Annotated in this window: 15 protein-coding genes; 8 read left to right on the top strand and 7 right to left on the bottom strand. The window is 71.9% G+C overall.

Annotation, left to right across the window (positions count from 1 at the left end):
- The first annotated feature begins 47 nt into the window (after positions 1 to 47).
- The 3 genes from ABWI04_RS17810 to ABWI04_RS17800 all read left to right on the top strand — a co-directional run bounded on the left by ABWI04_RS17810 (position 48) and on the right by ABWI04_RS17800 (position 4,243).
- Positions 48 to 299 carry a DUF4873 domain-containing protein gene (locus tag ABWI04_RS17810; RefSeq protein ID WP_345172648.1) on the top strand — a complete coding sequence of 84 codons (252 nt, stop codon included), beginning with the start codon at positions 48 to 50 and terminating at the stop codon, positions 297 to 299.
- 715 nt (positions 300 to 1,014) lie between these two features.
- Positions 1,015 to 1,803 (top strand): ABC transporter ATP-binding protein, encoded by a 789-nt coding sequence (locus ABWI04_RS17805; protein WP_345172646.1) that lies wholly within the window; start codon positions 1,015 to 1,017, stop codon positions 1,801 to 1,803.
- Between the two features lie 67 nt (positions 1,804 to 1,870).
- The gene (locus ABWI04_RS17800) at positions 1,871 to 4,243 is read left to right on the top strand and encodes an FtsX-like permease family protein (RefSeq protein WP_353833092.1); all 2,373 of its coding nucleotides are present in this window, start codon (positions 1,871 to 1,873) and stop codon (positions 4,241 to 4,243) included.
- Between the two features lie 80 nt (positions 4,244 to 4,323).
- Here ABWI04_RS17800 and ABWI04_RS17795 read toward each other — a convergent pair whose 3' ends face one another.
- The gene (locus ABWI04_RS17795) at positions 4,324 to 4,707 is read right to left on the bottom strand and encodes a DUF5997 family protein (RefSeq protein WP_353833091.1); all 384 of its coding nucleotides are present in this window, start codon (positions 4,705 to 4,707) and stop codon (positions 4,324 to 4,326) included.
- 55 nt (positions 4,708 to 4,762) lie between these two features.
- Here ABWI04_RS17795 and ABWI04_RS17790 point away from each other — a divergent pair, with 55 nt between their 5' ends.
- From ABWI04_RS17790 to ABWI04_RS17780, 3 genes are all read left to right on the top strand, one after another.
- A complete protein-coding gene (locus tag ABWI04_RS17790) occupies positions 4,763 to 5,446 on the top strand; it encodes a LysR family transcriptional regulator substrate-binding protein (RefSeq protein WP_345172640.1) in 684 nt (227 codons plus the stop codon).
- Between the two features lie 94 nt (positions 5,447 to 5,540).
- A complete protein-coding gene (locus tag ABWI04_RS17785; RefSeq protein WP_353833090.1) occupies positions 5,541 to 6,545 on the top strand; it encodes a sulfotransferase family protein in 1,005 nt (334 codons plus the stop codon).
- Between the two features lie 218 nt (positions 6,546 to 6,763).
- Complete coding sequence (locus ABWI04_RS17780) at positions 6,764 to 8,083, top strand: MFS transporter (RefSeq protein WP_353833089.1); 1,320 nt, start codon at positions 6,764 to 6,766, stop codon at positions 8,081 to 8,083.
- A 138-nt stretch (positions 8,084 to 8,221) separates the two neighbouring features.
- On the opposite strand, the gene ABWI04_RS17775 is transcribed toward ABWI04_RS17780, so the two are convergent.
- From ABWI04_RS17775 to ABWI04_RS17755, 5 genes are all read right to left on the bottom strand, one after another.
- Positions 8,222 to 9,448, bottom strand: a complete 1,227-nt coding sequence (locus tag ABWI04_RS17775) for a Wadjet anti-phage system protein JetD domain-containing protein (protein WP_353833088.1) — start codon at positions 9,446 to 9,448, stop codon at positions 8,222 to 8,224.
- A complete protein-coding gene (locus ABWI04_RS17770) occupies positions 9,445 to 12,789 on the bottom strand; it encodes an ATP-binding protein (protein ID WP_353833087.1) in 3,345 nt (1,114 codons plus the stop codon). The genes ABWI04_RS17775 and ABWI04_RS17770 overlap by 4 nt, the downstream gene beginning before the upstream one ends.
- Positions 12,786 to 13,457: a DUF4194 domain-containing protein gene (locus tag ABWI04_RS17765; RefSeq protein ID WP_345172630.1), complete on the bottom strand. Its 672-nt coding sequence runs from the start codon at positions 13,455 to 13,457 to the stop codon at positions 12,786 to 12,788. Before ABWI04_RS17765 ends, ABWI04_RS17770 begins: the two co-directional genes overlap by 4 nt.
- Entirely contained in the window at positions 13,454 to 14,995 is a 1,542-nt protein-coding gene (locus ABWI04_RS17760) for a DUF3375 domain-containing protein (RefSeq protein ID WP_353833086.1), read from the bottom strand. Before ABWI04_RS17760 ends, ABWI04_RS17765 begins: the two co-directional genes overlap by 4 nt.
- 86 nt (positions 14,996 to 15,081) lie before the next feature.
- Positions 15,082 to 16,299, bottom strand: coding sequence for an NAD(P)/FAD-dependent oxidoreductase (locus ABWI04_RS17755; protein WP_353833085.1), 1,218 nt, complete (start codon positions 16,297 to 16,299; stop codon positions 15,082 to 15,084).
- A gap of 154 nt (positions 16,300 to 16,453) precedes the next feature.
- On the opposite strand from ABWI04_RS17755, the gene ABWI04_RS17750 reads away from it, so the two are divergent.
- Positions 16,454 to 17,086 carry a TetR/AcrR family transcriptional regulator gene (locus ABWI04_RS17750; RefSeq protein ID WP_345172624.1) on the top strand — a complete coding sequence of 211 codons (633 nt, stop codon included), beginning with the start codon at positions 16,454 to 16,456 and terminating at the stop codon, positions 17,084 to 17,086.
- A 42-nt stretch (positions 17,087 to 17,128) separates the two neighbouring features.
- Complete coding sequence (locus ABWI04_RS17745) at positions 17,129 to 18,037, top strand: alpha/beta hydrolase (protein ID WP_353833084.1); 909 nt, start codon at positions 17,129 to 17,131, stop codon at positions 18,035 to 18,037.
- A gap of 108 nt (positions 18,038 to 18,145) precedes the next feature.
- Here ABWI04_RS17745 and ABWI04_RS17740 read toward each other — a convergent pair whose 3' ends face one another.
- Positions 18,146 to 19,291 carry a serine hydrolase domain-containing protein gene (locus ABWI04_RS17740; RefSeq protein WP_353833083.1) on the bottom strand — a complete coding sequence of 382 codons (1,146 nt, stop codon included), beginning with the start codon at positions 19,289 to 19,291 and terminating at the stop codon, positions 18,146 to 18,148.
- Between the last annotated feature and the right edge of the window lie 311 nt (positions 19,292 to 19,602).

The following is a 19,602-nucleotide window of genomic DNA, read 5'->3' as shown; positions in this document are numbered from 1 at the left end:
CGTCTTATGAACACATTCCGCACCAGCCGTGATGAGAAGGCCCCGGCGTGAGCCGGTACCGGGGGTCCGCCACCCTGATCGACAGCGCGGGAACCGAGATCGAGGTCTACGTCGATCTGCGCGCCAAGCAGCGGGAATGGTCCGGGACCGCGACCATCGCCGACTTCGATGCCGACGGCTCTCACGACCAGACGCTGAGGCTGCCCGACGGCCGCGAGGGGCAGGTCACGCTCAACGGTTCGCAAGCCTGGTCCGACGTCATCACGCTGGTCGGAAGCGGTCCGCCGCCCTTCGCCTAAGCGGGGGCCGAGGGAGGTTCGGGCACCCCGGCGGTCACCTGACGGGCTTGCCGCGCGCCTCCTCTAGCGGCTGCCGCATGTCTCGATCGTGGGCATCTCAGCTCCTGCTCGCCTGCCGGGGCGACGGGACCTCACGCGTCCCCTCCTGAACGCCCGGCCCCGGCCGCCTGGACGCTCACCCCATCCGCGGTGCGCGGCGTTGTCCTGCTGACGCGGGCACTCGCCCGGCTTCGACGGTCTTTCCGTCGCCGGGCTCACGGGCTGGATCGATGGCCCACTGCACCTGGGGCGCTCTGCGCTCTTCAGCCCCGGCACTTACGGCCTCGCTGGCTGCGGCGGCAACTCCGCGGGCGTGCCGGAGATCGCCCATCAGCCCGAGCCAGGGTCCTTCGTTCGACCGCCCTCGGGCCGCCGACGGACGGCACGCCTGCGCCGCGGAACAGCCGGTCACAGGCATCGTGACCGGCCGTGTCTCCCCGCTGTTGCGGGACAACCCTGAGAAGGACCCTCGGGAAGATCGGGGATCGTTCGGGGTGCTCCCCAATGGCGAGGCGGTGTCACCGACCTCAAGACTCGACCCATGAGCTTCGCCAGCTCGCCGACGCGTCGAGCTCGATGAGTGGCGCCTACCCCGCGGGAGAAATGAGTTGCAGTGCGCCTTGTAGGAAGACGCCGGAATCGCGGCGGCCTGGCCCCGGTGGACGCCCTTCCAGTAGTGGTGCGGCTGGACAACGTGGTTCGCCGTTACGGGGGCGGTCAGGCCGAGGTGGCCGCCCTGGATGGCGTGTCGCTCGACTTCGGACCTGGGACGTTCACCGCGATCATGGGGCCGTCGGGCTCCGGCAAGTCGACGTTGCTGCACTGTGCTGCCGGGTTGGACCGTGTGGACGAGGGCCAGGTGTGGTTGGCCGGGCAGGATCCGTCCCGTCTGCCGCGGCGGGCGTTGACCGAGCTGCGGCGTGACCACACCGGGTTCGTCTTCCAGGCGTTCAACCTGATCCCGACGCTGACGGCGAAGCAGAATGTGGAGCTGCCGGTACGGCTGGCAGGCCGTGTACCCGACCCGGACCAGGTGGCACGCTCGCTGGACCGGGTGGGACTCGCCGACCGCGCCGACCACCTGCCGACACAGCTTTCGGGCGGTCAGCAGCAGCGGGTGGCGGTCGCGCGTGCGCTCGTCGCCCGCCCCCGGGTGCTGTTCGCGGACGAGCCCACCGGGGCTCTGGACATCCGTTCGTCGCGGGAGGTCCTCCGCCTGCTGCGTGACACCGTGGCGCAGAGCGGAACGGCCGTGATCATGGTGACGCACGACCCCGTGGCCGCGGCACACGCCCAGCGGGTGGCGTTCCTCGCCGACGGGCGTCTCGTCGGCGAGCTGGCCGGTGCGAGCGCGGAGAGGATCGCCGCGCGCATGGCGCTGCTGGAGTCCGGTCGATGGGCCGATGGTCAGGACGGCCACGCGCCGGACCGTTCCGGTGAGGGAGCCGTCCGTGCGCGGGGTTGACCGGCTGACCTGGGAGCTGGGACTGGCCAGCGTGCGGCAGCGCTGGTCGAGCTTCGTGGGAGCGTTCGTGGCCCTGGCGGTCGGGACGATGATCACGGCCGCCAGCGTTCACGTCCTGTCGGCGACCACGAGTACGCCCTCACCAGGGCCCCAGCGTTTCGCGGCGGCTCAGAGCGTCGTCGTCCCGGTCGACGGCCTCGGGACGCCGTTGCCGGCCCCGGCGGGCCTGCCCCGAGAGGCCGTGGAACGCGCCCAGCGCGCCGGCCCGGCCGTGGTGGATCGCAGCTTCGCGGTTCGAAGCCTGACCGGGGGCGGGGCGGAGGCTGTGGGGCACGGATGGTCCTCGTCGTCCCTCGCCTCCTACAAGCTGCTCTCCGGGCATCGGCCGGTCGATGACCACCAGATCGTCGTGACGGCCGACGACACCGGCTCCGCTCCCCTGGGTGAGCAGGTCAGGGTGGTGACGCCGCTGGGAACGGCGTGGTACACCGTCGTCGGCGCGGCAGAGCGCAAGCCGTTCGAGGACGCGGTCTTCTTCACTGACGCGGAGGCCGCTCGCCTGTCCCCGGCTGTGAACGCGGTGGCCGTCCAGGCGCCGGCCTCCGCAGTTCGTGCTCATGTGCCCAGCGAGACCGCCGGAGTGCTCTCCGGCGACCTGCGGCGAGTGGCGGATCCGCCCACTGTCGGCGGTATCGGCAAAGCCCGGTCCGTCGTGCAGATGACCACCGGGCTGTCGGTCTTGGTGGTGGTGTTCGTCCTGATCGCGACGTTCGCCTTCGTCGTCGAGCAGCGGTCGCGCGAGCTGGCGCTGCTGAGTCTGGTGGGCGCCTCGCCCGCGCGGATCCGGAGGATGGTCCGTGCGGAGACCGTGGTGGTCGGCGCCGCCGCGGCGCTGCTGGGGTGCCTGCTCGGAATCCCCGCCAGCCTGCTGCTGCGGTCCTGGATGGTGGCCAACAGCCTGGCACCGGAGTGGTTCCACGTCGGTTTCCACCCCGTGGCGTTGGTGATCGCGTTCCTGGTCGGCATCGGAGCGGCGGTGCTCGGCTCCGCCGCCGCCTCATGGCGCGCGTCTCGCGCCGAGCCCCTCGACGCCCTGCGGGAGACGATGGCCTCGCCCCGCGTGATGTCACCGGTGCGGTGGATCCTCGGTGGCCTGATCCTGGCCGTCGCCATCACGGTCGCGCTCGTGTTCGCCGTGATCAGCCCTTCGAGCGCCGCCAATCCCGGAACCTATTTCGAGGTGCCGATCCTTTGCGCGGCGGGTCTCGCGATTCTTTCGCCGGCGCTGGTCCGCCCTGTGGCACGGGTCGTGACCTGGCCGCTGATGCGCTTCGGCGCGCTCGCGCTGGTCCTGCGGCAGAGCACCCTCAACGGGGGACGCCGTGTGGCTGCCATCGTGACGCCGGTCGTCCTCGCCGTCGGCATGTTCGGCGGGATGATCAGCATGCAGGATTCCGGCCGTGACGCGGCCGCCCGCCAGCGCACTGCCGCGGTCCGGGCCGACTTCGTCGCCACTCCGGACTTCGACGGCACCTTCAATCTCCCAGCCGTCTCCGCCCTGCGCCACGCCGGCGGCGTCCGGAGCGTCGAAGTGACCGACGAGGTCGTCACCCTGGCCACGAAGGGCGGCCAGGTCCTCGACACGGTCGACGCGCGAGGCGTCGACCTCAGCGCCCTCGGCGACGTGGTGACGCCACGGGTGCGGCAAGGCTCGCTCGACGCGCTCCCCGCCGATGCCATCGTGGTGAGCCGCGACCTGGCCGCCTCCGCCGACCTGCGGATCGGCCAGCTCCTCGTGGCGCGGATCGGCAACGGTCATCGCGTCACCGTGCATGTCGCCGCCGTTGTCGACTCAGTGCTCGGAGGCGGTGCGGCCTACGTGCCCGCCGAGCTCCCGGGAAGCATGACGCCCGGCACAGCGTTCCTCCGCACCCTCCCCGGCAAGAGCGCGACACCGCAGTTGAGAGAACTGCGCGAAGCGGGCGTGCGAATCGAGCCCGTCTCGACGTACGTGGCCCGAGCGAGCCAGGCCGAGAAGGAGGACTCGCACCTCGCGAACGTCGTCATCCTGGGCATCGTGATGGCCTACGCCCTCCTGGCCCTCGTCAACACCCTCGTGACGAGCGTCTCCGCGCGACGGCGAGAGATCGGCGCCCTCACCCTCACCGGCGCCACCCACCGGCAGATCGTCGGCATCGTCGTCAGCGAGGCAGTGCTGGCGGTGGCCGTCGGCACCCTGGTCTCGATCCTCTCCGCGGGAGCGGTGCTCGGACTGCAGCACGTCACGCTGAGCCGCGTCATCGACCATCCACCTCTGGCACTGCCCTGGACCAGTCTCTGGCAGATCGTCGCGCTGTGCACCGCGACAGCCGCACTCGCTGCCTTCGTCGCCGTCTGGCGCACCCTCGCACGCTTCGAGGCCACACCCACAAGCGTGTAACGGCCCGATGACCAGCAAGAAGGCCTGGACACCGGTCGGGCTGCGGGACGGCCGCAGCTCGGCCGGGGGCATGAGGTGAGTCAGGACTTGGCGCGCTGCTGTTTGAGGCGGAGTTCCTCTTCGCGGACCTTGGCCCGGATGGCCTGCTCGCGTACCAGCCAGTCGGGGTTCTCGGCCTTCAGGTCCTCGATCTCCGCGGTGGTGAGGGGGCCCGTGATGCCGGCGCGGGCCAGACCTGACGCGGAGACACGGAGCTTGGCGGCGATGACCTGGCGGGGGTGGGGGCCCTCGCGGCGAAGGTCGGCGAGCCAGGCGGGCGGGGCAGCCTGAAGCGCGTTCAGTTCGTCCCGGGAGACAGGGCCCTCCTGGAACTCGGTGGGCGCTGCCGACAGCAGGATCCCCAGCTTCTTGGCCGCGGTCGCGGGCTTCATGGTCTGCGGGGTCTTCGCCTTGGACGCGCTCATGACCTCAAGGGTAGCCAGCGGCGGGGGGCCGCCTGGACGTGGCTAGGCTGGGGCGGTGACCGAAGGTGAGTTCCGGCTGGCCTACGTGCCGGGAGTGACGCCCGGAAAGTGGGCCGGGGTGTGGGCCGAGCGGGTGCGGGATGTGCCGCTTCGGCTGATGCAGTTCCCCGCCGCCGAAGTCGTCCCCCTGCTGCGGAAGGGCGATGTGGACGCGGCGTTCGTGCGCCTGCCCGTCGACCGCGAGGGCCTCCACGTGATCCCGCTCTACCTGGAGACGACCGTCGTGGTGGTGCCCAAGGACCACGCGGTCGCCGCGGTGGAGGAGCTGGAGCTTGCCGATCTCGCCGACGAGGACGTGTTCGAGCCGCTCGACGAGGTCCTGACCTGGGACGACCGCCCCGGGCAGCCCGCCTTCACCCGTCCCGAGACCACCGCTGCCGCGATCGAGCTGGTGGCGTCGGGGGCCGGCGCCCTGCTGCTTCCGCAGTCTCTGGCCCGCCTCCACCACCGCCGGGACCTCACCTACCGCACCGTGACCGACGCTCCCCAGTCCCAGATCGGCCTGGCCTGGCTTGAGGCCGTGACGACCGACCTCATGGAGGAACTGATCGGGATCGTCCGCGGCCGCACCGCCAACAGCTCCCGCGGCCGCAACGCCCAACAGCAGCCCGCCCGCAAGAAGCCGCAGCGCCGGCGCTCCACCCCCAAGCGCCGCCAGCCGAAGCGCCGCCGGACGTGAAGAAGGCCGCGCTCGGCGGCGGTAGCGTGCACAATGCTCTGCACGGTCGTCTCGTTCCGGCCGGCTGGTACTCATCCTTCCCGTGGGCGTGAACATGGACGCTGAGAAGCAAGGGGCCCCCGTTCAGCCTGGCCGGCTCGCGAACCTCCGGTCCAGGCTCCGCGACGGGCAGGACCGCCCGCCGACCTCGGTCTTCGTCGTCGGCACGCTGTTCTCGGGCTCGACCCTCATCGGGCGCGACATGACCACCCGGATCCGGGGCGCCCACTACGTCGGCGAGCTGAACAACTTCACGCAGATGCCCGACTACAGCCACAAGGACGCCGGCCGAGGCTGCGGGCCCTGCTCCCTGCTCGGCAAGGAGTGCCTGCACTTCACGGACGCGCTCCGGGAGCAGGTGTCCTACGACGACATCATCGGCATGCACCGGCGGTTCGCCCGGTCGCTGGGCGCCTCGGCGGTCGTCGACGGGAGCAAGTACGTCACCTGGCTCCGGCAGGCCGTCGAGCAGCAGCTCGCCGACCCGGCGGACCGGGCACCGGTGAGCGCGATCGTCACGGCGCGGAACCCGATCGCCTTCGCGACCAGCTACCGGAACCGGACGGGGGAGCCGCTGTGGCGGGGCGCGGGCATCTGGCGGGACACGTACGTGGACGCCCTCCGCACCGCCAACACGTACGGTCTGCCGCACATCGTCGTCCGCTACGAGGACCACATGGCGCATCCGGAGCGGTCGCTGGAGCGGCTGGCAGGCTTCCTGCACCTTCCGCTGGACGCGGAGCCCGACAACACGAGGATCCACGACACCGGCGGCAACTGGAGCTCCTTCGTCCCGTACGTGGGGAAGGAGCAGCTGGAGGACTACATCCAGCGGCTCGACGGTCCCGGGCGCGCGGAGGCGGAGGACTTCGTGAGGCATGCGCGGGCGTACTGGAACGACGAGAAGCCCCGGGAGGACACCCGCTGGCGGGGCGGCCTGGAGGCCGGTGAGGCCAACGCGGTCCTCAGCACTCCGGGACTGACCGACGTGGCGAGCATCCTCGGCTACAACGTCGCGGAGGTCGTCCACGCGGCCGTCAGGGGCGCGCCGGCGAAGTAGTCCCACCGGGGAAGGCGCCAGGTCCTCGCTCAGTGTGGAGTGGAAGCCGCTGAACCGAACCGCGGGTGAGGCGCCCCCTGGGTGAGCCCGCCCTGCGCATCGTTTGCGGTTCAGATTGCACATCCATCCATCTCTTGCTTTGTCGTGCACTGGGCGGACGGTCCTTGCCGTGGCGTTTCAAGGGGCGCCATGAGAAGACCACGCAAACGAGAGGAATAATGATGTCCGACATTTCGGGCAAGGATGGAGCCGAGTCCGCAAGGGAGGGCCCGGCAGGCAGGGATCCTGAAGCGGTTCAGCAGGACCCCGGCCTGTTCCGCGCGCTGCGGAACCATCGCAACTACCGGCTGTTCATGACGGGTCAGAGCGTCTCCGGTGTCGGCACCTGGATGCAGCTGACCGCCCAGGACTGGCTGGTGCTGGAGCTGACGCACGGAAGCGGCGCCGCAGTCGGCATCACGGCCGGCCTGCAGGCACTGCCGGTGGCGCTGTTCAGCCTGTACGGCAGCGTCCTGGCCGACCGGTACCGCAAACGGCGCGTCCTCCTGATCAGCCAGGCGGTGATGGGGGCGCTCGCGCTGGTGCTCGGCCTGCTCACCGTCACCGGTTCCATCGAGGTGTGGAATGTGTACGCTCTGGCCTTCGGTCTCGGCCTGGCCGTAGCGCTGAACAAACCGGCCTGGATGGCGTTCACCTTCGAGGTGGTGGGGCCCGACGACGTGTCCAACGCCGTGGGCCTGAACAGCGCGACACTCAACACGGCGAAGATTCTGGGCCCGGCCGTCGCCGGCGTACTGATCGCCGCCGTCGGCACCGGTCCGGTCTTCCTCATCAATGCCGCGTCGTTCGCCGTCATGGAACTCGTGCTCTGCCTCATGCGTGAGGACGAGCTGTACATCAAGGCTCCCCTGGCACGGGCAAAGGGCCAGTTACGCGAGGGCCTGCGCTACGTCCGGGACCACCGCGACCTGCTCATGGTGATGACCATCATGCTGCTGGTCTCCGCGTTCGGCATGAACTTCGCGGTGACCGATGCCCTGATCAGCCGAGAGGTCTTCCACACCGGAGCCTCGTCATTCGGCCTTGTCACGACGATGATGGCCGTCGGCGGGCTGGCCGGCTCGCTGCTCTCCGCCCGCCGGAGGCAGCCGAGTATGCGGGGCATGCTGACCGCGGCGGCAGCCTTCTCGGTGCTCGTCATCGTGACCGGGCTGATGCCGAGTTATTGGGCGTTCGCGGCCATGCACCTACCGGCGGGCATGGCGATGACGTCGTTCGTCACAACGGCCTCTTCTCTCACGCAGCTGAGCGCTCCGGAGGAGATGCGCGGCAGAGTGACGGGCCTGTACGTGCTGACGCTCATCGCGAGCAACCCGATCGGCTATCCCCTGATCGGCTGGCTGGCCGAGATCTTCGGGCCGCGTTCGACCCTGGTCATCGGGGGCTTCGTGTCCCTGGTCTCAGTGGTGGGCGCCGTCGCCGTCATGGCGCCGGTGGCCACGGGGCTGCTCGCACGCGGAGCAGCGCCGCGGCCCTGACCAACCCCGTCGGCACGCAGTGCTGGCGCGACTCACACTCAACGAGTGCTCCAACCAAGGGCCCGGCGTCAGCCGGGCCCTGCTCACTTGGACCGCCTGCCCCCGGACGCGGCCGAGGCGAGAAGGCCGGCGGCCCGGTTACGGGCGGGATTTCGCGGCGGCGTCCAGCAGCCGGGTCGCCGCGTGGTCGAGGGGGATCATCTCCTGTTCGATCCGGCGGAACGGGGTGGGGCCTGCGGTCGCGACGGTGTCGTAGGCGGTCGCCTCGGCTTCGGTGAGGTGCGGCAGGATCGCCGGGGACGGCCTGATGGGACGGCCCGCCGTGTCGTGATTCACCCCGTGCCGGGCGTAGTGGTGCAGGTCGGTGGCGTCCATGAGGATCGAGGTGACCGGCTTCGGTGGCGCGTCGTCCGGGGCGGGCTCGGCCAGTGCGGCCCGGAACCGGTCGAGGATCGCGTATCCGTCCGCGTCGATGTCTCCCCAGTAGACGATGTGGTCCGCGGCACGGAGCCAGGGGACGTTCGCTAGGAGCGCCGCGGCCGCCTTGCCGCCGCCCTCGACCACGATGGTGTCCCGCACCGGTGGGAACCAGAGGCGGCAGTCGCGGTTCTCGACGACGAGAACGGTCCGCGGCCGGTAGGCGATGTCGTGCGTGTCGCCGGTGGTCCATGCGTCGTGTCTGCGGCGGCCCGACGCGACGTGATCGGGGTCGACGTAGGTCAGGTGCAGCACGGCCGGGCGGGGGCGGACCTCGTCCCGGACGTCGCGTCCGGCGACGTCGCGCAGCAATGCGCCATGGGTGTCGAGCCACTTGGTGTGCATGCCGGGGACCGGGAGTTGCCGTGCGGTCCATGCGCCCGCGTCCGGGTTCCGGCGCAACCAGGTCACCGCGCTGAGCAGCACCTCCGCGTCGTCGGCTCCGAGCCGGCAAGCGGCCCGGACGGTGGCCGGGGTGAGGACCGCGCCGGCGGACCGCAGCGACGACGCGAGCGCGCGGGCGCGGCCGACGTCCACGGGCGGCGGTCCCGATTCGGAGACCAGGGCGACGGCGGCGTCCAGGCCCGCGACGAGCATGGCGGGGTAGTCGTCCGTCACGCCTTGGACGGACACCGGCTTGCGGACGATCTCCACGCCCGTCGGGTGCCGGCCTGCGAACTCGCGCCAGCGCATGTGCCACTCGTGCCAGGCGGCGTGCCCGATCCGCGCCACCGCGCTGCCGGTCGACACGCCGGGGCGGAGCGGGACGGAGAACGTGACCGGCTCTCCGGCGCCGAGGTCGGCGCACACGGCTGCCGCCCACTTCTGGTGGACCTTGCGGCGGAGCGCCTCGACCGCGTCGGCCGGGGTGACCAGGCGGGGGGTCATGCGTCGGGAACCGCCACGATGGGTTTCGCCCACGACCGCCCCTCAGCGTTCTTGAGGGTCAGGTACTCGGCGTCCACGTGGGGCTCGATCGCGCTGTGCTTGTCGTTGGGGGCGCTGATGACGAGTTGGAAGCCGAGCCCCCGCCACGCGCCGATGGCTCGGCCGGTGAAGTGCGCGTCCGCCTTGATCAGCGCCTCGTCGAGGAAGACGGGGGCGTAGCGGGGGCGTTCGGCGCCCGCGTCGCCGAGCTGGTAGCGCAGCGCGGCGCCGACGATGAACGCGACCAGCTCCTGGGACTCTCCGCCGGACTTCTCCCCGATGTGGTCGTAGACCGCGACGTGCTCGCCGGCGAGGTCGATCTTCTCCGCGCTGATCCGGACGTGGTTGCGCACGTCGACCAGGTCGGCGAACTCGGGCGCCGTGCGGCGGATGCGGTCGATCACCCTGGCCATGCGGTGGTAGGCGCGTTCCCGGTCGGCGTCCGTGGCCGCCTTGTCGATGACGGCGCGCACGTCGCGCAGCTCCTTGCGGAACCGGGCGCGCACCGCGGAGTGGCTCTCCTGCGGGTCGATGCGCAGCCGGTGGCCGTCGTCGGCGAACGGCAGTTCGGCGAGGATCCGGTTGACCGGGTCGATCCGGTCGCGGATCTCGCGGACGGCGGCGGCGAGCTCGCTGTCCAGGCTGGTCAGGTCGTTGCCGGAGAGTCTGAGCAGGCTGTCGCGCCACTCGGTCTCCAGTTCGTGGAGGCCGCTGGTCTCCAGATCGGTGAGCAGGCGGTCGAAGTCGCGGTAGGAGTCCTCCGGTTCGGTGCCGAGGTTCGGGTTCGGCCAGCGCTCGACGAACGTCGAGAACGTGTCCCGCAGCGCCTTGCGCGACCGTTCGATCTCCTCCTCCGACGACGTGCGGTCGGCGCGCATCCGTTCGGAGCCGCGACGGTGCGCGGCGTCGAACTCCCTCAGCGCGGCCGCCGGGTCGGCGCCGTCGGGGACGGCGTCGAACAGCCCCGTGAGGTAGTCCCGGTGCTCCGCGCTCACCTCGGTGCCGGTCGCCGCGGCGGTGTCGAGCGCCTTCTGGGCGCCGTCCACCTCGTCGACGATCGACTCCCACTGCTTCTCGAGCTCGTGCAGTTCCCGCTTCCGCCCGCCGACGCGCTCGGTCAGGTCCTTGATCTCCTGCTTGAGCTCCTCCGCCTCGCGCTGCAGCCGGTCGATCTCCGGGTTGCCCTCGCGGACCTCGTCGATGACCTGCTTCCAGCGGTCCCGTTCGGCGGCGACCGACGCGACGTCCACCTGCTCCCAGGACAGTTCGGTCACCGCCTGGTAGGCGGTGCGCCGCTCCTCGAACGAGTTGAGGGTCCGCTCCGCCTCCGCCTCCCGCGCGACGGCGTCCTCGTGGCGCTCCCGGGCGTGCCCGATCCGGGTGTCGAGGTCGGCGAGCAGCCGGGTGTTGCTGAACCCCAGCAGGTTGGCCCGGCCGTGGCCGCCGTGCGCGCCCCGGCTGCCCTGCGACATCTGGCCGGTGATCGTGAGCGCCTTCGCGTGCTGCTTCAGCAGCTTGGGCGTCTCGACGCAGACGAAGTCGAAGCCGCGGACGAGTTCGCTCTTGAGCCAGGCGGTGAACGGCGACGGCCGGTAGTCGAGCCGGCCGGGGAGCGTCCTGTCGTTCAGTCCGATCTGGTCGTGCATGCCGGTGCGGACGCCTTCGAACTGGATGCGCCGGGGAAGGCTCACCGCGTTGATCGCCTCGCGGAACGCGTTCAGCCGGCCGATGTCGATCAGCATCCGGGTGGCGAATCCGCCGAGCGCCAGGTTGAACGCCTCCCGCCACGGTTCGAACTCCGTGCGCACCTCGATCAGCTCGCCGACGAACGGCAGGTCGTCCGGGGTGACCCCGGCGGCGTCGGCGAGCCGGTCGCGGGCGGTGTGCAGGTCGGCGGGGATGTTGCCGCGGCGGGCTTGCGCCGCCGCGCGCTCGTCGCGCAGCCCGGCCAGGTCGCGCGCGGCGGCCGCGGCCTCCCCCGCCGCCTTCGCGAACGCGTTCTGGGCGGTCTTCCTGGCCTGGGAGTCCGCCAGCGCCCGCCGCGCCGTCTCGGCCAGCGCGGCGAACTCCTCGCCGGTCGACACGGTGGCGCCGATGGCGCCCAGGGCCCGGTCCAGCCGATCCCGGCCGCGTTCGACGTCGGCCAGCCGCCGCTCCACGTTGCGGATCTCCCGGAGCGCGGTCTCCAGCCGGTCGCCGCCGGACGCGCGCAGGGTGTCCAGCAGCGCCTCCCGCCGGGACTCCGCCACGCCGATCGCCGTGGCCGTCTCCGCCACCTGCTGCTCGGCCCGCCGGCGCCGTCCGGTCAGGTCCTGCTCGGCGGCGCGCAGCAGGTCCAGCCGGCGTTCGTGCCACCACAGCGCCGCGGGGGACGCCGGGTCGGTGAACGATCCGACGGCCTCGATCACCCGCAGCCGCGCCGCCGCGCCGTCGATGGCCCTGCGGTGGTCGCGGATGGGGGCCAGCGCCCGCACCTGCCGCCGGGCGGTGATCATCCGCTCGCGGGTGCCGGACAGCTCGTCGAACTGCTGCACCACCTCGTCCGCCGTCGCCAGGGTGGACGGCTCCTCCAGGACCATCGTCTTGTACAGCGCGTCGACGGTGGTGATCTGCTGGCCGGCCTGGATCCGGCCGAGCAGCCCGACCGCCTTGTGCCCGTCCCCGGCGGCGCCGATGCCGAGCGCGGTGTGCAGCCGGGCGGTGAAGTCACGGTCGGTGCCGAAGCACGTCAGGCCCGTCGCGGCGACCGCGTCGCGGGCGAACCTGCTGCCCGCCGGGCCGTCCAGCTCGCGCAGGTCGTAGTCGTCGTCGCGGACGGCGCGGACCACGACGACGTCGTCGAGGGCACGCGCGGACGCCGGCACGTACCAGGCCCGGATCGCGGTGAACACCGCACCGCCCCGGTCCGCCCAGGTCATCGCGATCGCCGTCCAGGTGTCGCGGCCGTCCCCGCGCAGCACCCGCACCTTCGTCCCGCCGTCCGTCCGCGATTCGTCGAGCTTCCCGCGCGCGTAGGAGAGGATGTTGCGCTGGTCCTTGCCGCGCGGCCGGCCGACCACCCCGCCGTTGGACGCCCCGTTGAACGGCGTGGTGTGCGGCATCAGCAACGCGATGTAGGAGTCCATCAGCGTCGACTTGCCCGACCCGGAACCGCCGCTGAACAGGGTCGCGCCCGGGGCGAACCGGACGCGGTGATACCCGTCGTAGCCGCCCCAGTTGACCAGCTGCAGGTCCCTCGCGACCCACTGCTGCCCGCGCGATGCCGCCGGGATCAGCCCGAACAGCGTGTCGATCATGCTCATGACGCGGCCTCGTTCTGCTCCCGCAGCCACCGGCTCAGCTCGGTGAGCTTCTCGGTGCTCAGCACGACCTCGACCAGCGGCGTGATCCGGTACCGGCCGGCGGACTCCTCCGCGAGCAGCCCGTCCTTGGCCAGCCGCTCCACCGCGTTGCGGATCTCGCGCTGGCCGCGGGCGAGGTTGTGGTCGTCCGGGTCGAAGTAGGTGAGCACGGTCTGCTCCAGCTCCTCGATGTCGACCCGCGCGGACGTCTCGCCGGTCCCGCGTTCCCGCTGGAAGACGGTCCGCAGGTGAACCAGCACCAGGGTCTCGGCCCGGGTGTAGGGGTCGTCCTTCAGCAGGATCGGGACGTCCAGCTCCGCCGAGCGCACCTGCTGCTTGTAGGCGATGCCCCGGTCGTGGTCGACCACGAGCCGGACGAACAGGTCGTGCAACCGCGACTCGATGAGCTGCTGGTTCTCCAGCAGCGTGCGCCACTGCGCCGAGTTCTTCTCCGCCAGCAGGAACCTGCGCTGCAGCAGCCGCACCAGCACCCGCCGCACCTCCACGTCCAGCGTGCCCGTGTCGCCGGCGAACAGTTCGGACGGGTCGTCCTCCATCGCCACCGGGTCGATGAAGCCGGCCTCCGCGCCGGTCGCCCAGTCGTCGTCCGCGCCGTTCGGTTCGCTCATCGCCGCTCCCCCGGCCCCTCGTCGTCGGCGCCGGACCCGTCCGCGGCGGCGGACGGCGCCGGGTTCGCCGCCAGCACTCCGCCGAACGCGAGACGCCGCCGGGTCTGGTCGGGCCGGACCGCGTCGACCACCGCGACCTCGGCCGTGTCGGTCATTCCGAGGCCGTGAGCGATCTCCAGCAGGCCGAGCAGGTCCACCGGCCGCCGTATCCGCTCGGCCGCCGCGCGGAACGCGGCCGCGACGTCGACGCCGTCCGCGTCCCCGGCCCCGGCCCCGGCGAACGCCGCCAGATGCGCGCGCAGTTCGGCGTACTGGGGACCGCCCCATGCCCGGGTGTCCGCGTCCGGCACGTCCTCCACCTCGTCCCATTCCCGCAGCGGCGTGGGCGGCTGGGGCGGACGCAGGTCGCTCAGGGTCTGGCGCAGCTGCCTCACATCGGCCACCGGCAGGCGGCGCAGCGGAGCGACGACCGCGCCGCGCCGCGACCTCGGCACCCACGTGTGGAACCCGGACATCACGTCCCGCAGCAGCTCGTCCACCTGGCGGTCGCGCATCGGGTCGTGGTCGCGGACCTGGGTGGTGATGACGTGCGACGCCTGCCGCTGCGCGGCCAGCACCTCCTTGACGCCCTGCTCGATCCGGCGTGCGACCTCGGCGAGTTCCCGCCGCTGCGGCTCCGGCATCAGCTCGGTGAACCCGTGCCGCAGCACGGTGCGCAGCAGGTTCCACAGGTCGTCGATCTGCGCCGGGTCGCCGATCAGGCGCATCGCCCCGGCGAACGCGCGGCCCTCCGGCGTCGTGTCCATGATCTGCCGGCCGCGCTCCAGGTACTCGCGCAGCACCTCCCCGGTCGGCCGCGCGTCCTGCCGCAGGTCGGCGACGACGTCCCGCTGCATGGCCTTGATCGACTCGGCGACGCGGGCGAAGTCGGCGGGCAGCTCCCGCGCCAGATGCAGCACGTTCTCGGCCGCCTCCAGCAACTGGTCGTCGTCGACGGTGTCGATGACGCCGCCCCGTTCGAGCCGTTCGAGTTCCCTCCGGCGTTGATCGATCTCCGTCTGGAGGCGCGCCATCCGGGCCATCACGTCCGGGTCCGCGTCCTGCGCGAGCCGCTCGACCGCCTCCAGCAGCGTCCGGACCCGGGACTCCGACACCCTGGTGCGCGCCCCGCCGACCCGGCCGGCCACCTCCAGCGCGCCGACCCCGTGTGCGGACAGCCGGTACACCTCGACGTCGTCGGAGACCTGCCGCACCAGCCAGCCCGCGTGCACCCACTGCCTGCACAGGTCACGGGCGTTTCCCGCGGGCAGGGGCTGGTCGCCCTCATCGCCGTAGCCCGCCGCCCGCAACTGTTCGAGGGCGTCGGCGACCTCCGCGTGGGCGTCCGCCACCGCCACCGCCGGCCGCTCCGGCGTGAACATCATCGCGAGCACCGTCACCACGAACGGCGCATAGGTCCGGTGGAGCAGATCGAGCATCGGGTTCTGAAACGCCCGAAGGGCACCCTGATATGCACCCTCCACCCCTCGTGTTCCCATCGCCCACAAGAATAGGACCTGCGCCACCACGCCACGCATCCGAAAGCCGGGCCCTCACCGCCCCCGCGCACCGGTGGGTCGACGGCTCAGCCGGGCAGGTCGGCCAGGACGGCTTCGGCGGCGCGGCGGCCGGACACCAGGGCGCCCTGGATGGATCCGGTGTCGCGGTGGTCGCCGCAGACGTAGCGTCCTCTGCGGATCCGCACCGGGCGGCGCAGCCTCAGCGGTGGAGGCATCGCCGGAAGAGCTCCCTTGATCGGATAAGTGGCGATCAGCTGCCACGCGGCGGCGCCGCCGTAGATCTCGTCCAGCCGGCCGCGCACGCGCGACTCGTCGGCGTCGATCCCGAGCACGGAGGTCGCGATGAGCGCGCGGCCGTCGGCGGAGTACTCGGGCGCCGCGTCGGTGAGGACGAGGGTGTCGGTGATGATCCCCTCGGCGTCCAGGATCTGCAGGGGCTCCTCCAGCGGAGACTTCGGCGCCGCGTGGTAGAAGGTGGTGACGTCCCGCATGACGGGCGCCTCGATCTCGGGGACGAGGGCGGCGGCCCGGACGGGGTCGGTCGCCACGATGACGGCGTCGGCCTCCACCGTCTCCCCATCGGAGGTCCGCACCCCCTCACCGGTGACCGCTCCCACCGCGGTCTCCAGCGACAGCGCTCCGTCCGGCAACCGCGCCGCGAGTTGCTCCGCCATCCGTCCCATCCCGAGGGCGGGGACACCGATCGTGCCGCGTGCGAACGACCGCCAGATCAGGTGGAAGAAGCGGCTTGAGGTCTCCAGCTCCCGTTCCAGCAGCACCCCGGCCAGGAACGGGCGCAGCAGCTTTTCGGTCATCCGCTCGGAGATGCCCCAGTGGCGAAGCTCCGCGGCCGTGTCGCGTTCGGCTTCGCGCAGGATCCGGGGGACGGGAAACGTCAGGTCGCGGGCGGTCATCGCGGCCAGCCCGGCCTTGTCGCGGACGGAGCCGACGTCGGCAAGGGCACCGCTCAGCGCATGCCGGGGATGCTTCCAAGGGAGCATCACGCGCTCACGCCGTCCCTCATGGAACACGAGCAGACCGGAAGCGAACGGCCTCAGGTCCAGGGCCCGGATGTCCAGGACACGCCTGGCCTCGGGATAGGCAGTGTTGAAGACCTGGAAGCCCCGGTCGAGACGGAATCCGTCGACGATGTCGGTCCGCGTCCGGCCCCCGACCCCGTCGGACGCCTCCAGCACCCGCACCGGCACCCCGGCCTCGTTCAGCCTCACCGCACACGCCAGCCCGGCCAGGCCGGCGCCGACGATGACCACGGCACCAGACACGCGACCCTCGCTTCCGTAACGGTCCCCCCGAATGGGCGTTCTGTCTCCCCGGTCCTCCTGCCCCCCCTTTGGCCCCTTATCCGGTCGCGCCGGCCACTGTTAATGCAAAGAATTTCGCGTTACTCTCTAGGCGACCCACGGAGAGGGGCGCCGCATGGACGCGAAGCCGCGCGCGACGGGGGCCGTGAGGCCTGGCGGCCGAACGGCGCGCACTCGTGCCGCGGTGCTGGCCGCGGCCCGGGACGAGCTGGAGGCCGGCGGATACGCCGGACTCACCCTGGAGAAGGTGGCCGCGCGTTCGGGCGTGCATCTGGCCACGCTGTACCGGCGATGGCGGACGGTCGAGGGACTCGTCGTCGACCTGCTGGGCGAACTGGGCAAGACCGAGATCCCGATACCGGACACCGGCTCGTTCAAGGACGACCTCCGGGCGCTCGCGCTGGAGATCGCCGCGCTGTACCGGCAGCCCAGGGCCCGGGCGCTCGTCGAGGGCGTCGTGGCCGCCGCCGTCCGGTCCCCCGAGGCGTCCACCGCCTGGGCCACGGTGATCGCCGAGCGCAACCGCCTCGCGTCCCGGATCGTCGAGCGGGCCGTGGGACGCGGCGAACTGCCGCCGGGGACCGACGGCGTCGCGATCATCAGCGCCGTCGGCGCCCCCCTCTACTACCGGCTGCTCGTCGCCCGCGGGCCGGTGGACGACGAGATCGCCGAGAGCGCCGCAGCGGCCGCACACGCCGCCGCGCTCAGCGGCGTCTTCACCCCCGCCGGATCCCCCGGCCCTCCATAGACCGCGGCGGACAGCCGCCGCACCAGCGAAAGGACCCGCACAATGCGCCAGGACATCGAGTTCGTCTCGGCCGGGACGACCCTCCGCGGATGGCTCTACACCCCCGACGGCGCCTCCGGCCCGCACCCGGCCGTGGTCGTCACCCACGGGCTCGGGGCGGTCAAGGAGCAGTACACCGACGACATCGCCGAAGCGCTCGCCGCGGCCGGGCTGGCGGTCGTCCTCTACGACCACGCCTCGTTCGGCGCGAGCGACGGCGAGCCGCGCCAGGAGGTCGACCCCTGGACACAGATCCAGGGATACCGGGACGCCATCACCTTCCTGTGCACGCGTCCCGAGGTGGACGCCGAGCGCATCGGGGTCTTCGGGTCGAGCTTCTCAGGCGGGCACGTGCTCGTCGTCGGGGCGATCGACCGGCGGGTCAAGGCCGTCTACTCGCAGGTGCCGGTCATCAGCGGCGGGACGACCCTGTCGCGGTTCATCCCCAGCGAGGCGCTCGCCGAGGTGCGCAGGAGCTTCGACGCCGACCGGCTCGCCCGGTTCAACGGCGAGGCGCCGGCGATGATCCCCCTCATCACCGCGACCCCCGGGGAGCCCGCCGCGATGGCCGACCGGGAGACCTACGAGTGGTACCAGACGATCGAGCCGGAGCGCCTGGCGACCTGGCGCAACGAGGTCACGCTCCGGTCGGTGGAGGCGATCGCCGGCTACGAGCCGGGCGACTACGTCGCCCGCATCTCCCCCACACCGCTCATGCTCGTCGTCGCCCAGCACGACATCCTCACTCACAGCGACCTGGCCTTCGCCGCCTACGAACGGGCCCTGCACCCCAAGCGGCTCGTCACCCTGCCCGGCGGCCACTTCGTCGTCTACAACCAGGAGTTCAAGAACACGCTCGCCCTCATGACCGAGTTCTTCCTCCAGCACCTCGCCCCCCGGACGACCGCCTGACCGACCACCCCGCCCCGGGCGCTCCGCCCACCGGGACGCGGTTCGTCTCGGCGGGTGGGAGGCGCCGTTGCGGTCGAGCCGGCCGGCGTGGGGATGTCGGTGTGACCGTCAGCAGAACACCTTGCCCGCGAAGGCGTAGAGCTTGTCGGCCGAGGGCGGCGAGGAGCCGAGGTTCACCGACAGGTTCATCTGCCGCCCGTCGTCGGAGCGGAGCGCGTAGGTGGTGTAGCCGATGAGCTGGCCGCTGTGCCCGATCATGTGCTTGCCGCAGGTCAGCGTGTACTCCTGGAACCCGAGCCCGTAGGCGAATCCGGCGCCGGTGGGACGGGCCGCACGCATCGCGGCGAGCGTCGCGGGGGACAGCAGGCCTCCGCCGAGCAGCCCGTCGAGGAAGCGGCCGAGGTCACGGGTGGTGGAGATCATCTCGCCGGCCGCCCAGTCCAGGGAGGGGTTCATGCGCGTGGCGTCCACGGTCCGCCCGTCCGGCAGCAGCGCGTAGCCGTGCGCGTGCGGGCGGGGGAGCCCAGGCCGGTTACCGGGAACGATCGTCTGCGTCAGCCGGAGCGGGCGCAGCACACGCTCTTCCACCTCCTTCCCGTAGGGCCGCCCGGTCAGCCGCTCGATCAGTTTCCCCACGACCACGTAGTTGGTGTTGGAGTATTTCCAGGTGACGTCCGGGGGAATCTGGGCGGGGACGCGGAACGCCTGCGCGAGGAGCCGGTCGGGCCTGTAACCGCGGAACCGCTGCGCCCCGCGCCAGCGGTTGGTGGACCACCCCGGGTCGCTCATGTAGTCGCGAAGCAGACTGGTGTGCTGGAGGACCTGCCGCACCGTGATGCGCTCGCCGTCCGGGACGACTCCGGGCAGGTGCTCGGCCACCGGGTCGTCGAGCCGCAGCCGTCCCTCGTCGACGAGCTGCAGCAGGACGGTCGCCGCGAACGTCTTGGTGACGCTGCCGATCCGGAAGTACCCGGCCGGATCGGCCGGCCGCCCCGTCCGGACGTCGGACACGCCCGCCGCACCGGACCACTCGCCCCCGCCCGCGGTCCGCACCCGGAGCAGGACGGCCGTGGCCGCCCCGGTCTTCACCAGGTCGTCCAACATCGCCTGGAATCCGTCCTGGGACGCAGGGGTCCGGTCGGACCGCGACTGCGCCGTACGCGCGTCGGGAGCGGCGAGGAAGACCGTGGCCGCCGCGAAGGTCGCCGCCGCACCGGACACCGCGAGAGCCGTCCACCGAGAAATTCTGATCACGGATGAACGCTACGGAGCCGGACCCCTTGCCGCCCATGCGGACGACCGCCCGGCCCTTTGCGGAAAACCGCACCCGCCGCGCTGCGGACTCCCCCTTCGACACCGTCATCGGTCGGCCTGGTCGTCGGGCGGGGCGGCCGGGGGGCGCCGTGGCGGCTGCCAGGTGGTGCTGGTCGTCCAGATGCCGTAGGCCATGGCGAGGACGGCGACGAAGATGATCGCCAGCCGCGGCGGGGTCGTCCTGATCTGCCAGCCCCACGGAGGCGCCCGAGCGCGAGCCCCTGGTCGTGTAGTGCGACAGGGCCAGCAGG

Source organism: Actinomadura sp. NPDC000929 (genome assembly GCF_040492065.1).
Taxonomy (GTDB): Bacteria; Actinomycetota; Actinomycetes; order Streptosporangiales; family Streptosporangiaceae; genus Spirillospora; species Spirillospora verrucosospora.
This window is presented reverse-complemented; position numbering and strand designations above follow the sequence as displayed.